The organism is Thermogemmata fonticola (genome assembly GCF_013694095.1).
Lineage (GTDB): Bacteria > Planctomycetota > Planctomycetia > Gemmatales > Gemmataceae > Thermogemmata > Thermogemmata fonticola.
The window spans coordinates 1-286 of sequence record NZ_JACEFB010000051.1 but is presented as its reverse complement, the minus strand read 5'-3'; the positions used below and the strand labels follow the sequence as shown (position 1 = coordinate 286).

At 62.2% G+C, this 286-nt stretch carries 1 protein-coding gene; it reads left to right on the top strand.

Translation table 11 applies throughout. The annotated features are described in order from the left end of the window. Nucleotides 1-270 (top strand): hypothetical protein (locus H0921_RS17640; protein WP_228500131.1); only part of this gene is annotated, 270 nt, incomplete at its 5' end. Nucleotides 271-286: the final 16 nt, after the last annotated feature.

Below are 286 nucleotides of genomic sequence, written 5' to 3'. Positions count from 1 at the left end.
TGTTGTTTCAAGGAGTTCGCTATGGACACAACGCCGAAACTGAATCGTGCCGAGCTGATGCAAGAGTTGCGGGCCGATTTCGAGGAGCTGCTGACCAAAGTGGCCGATGCCGTCGACCACGCTCGGCCGGGGCGGATCATCGCCGACAGCGAGGAACCCGCCCGCGACGCCTTCGCCAAGTTCCGCGAAAAGGTTTACGCCAAGGCCCTGCAGAAGCGACTGGATGCGGCGGAAGCCGCTTTTCCCCCCTCCGACGGACGCGAGCGGTAAACGGCTGCGTCAGAAA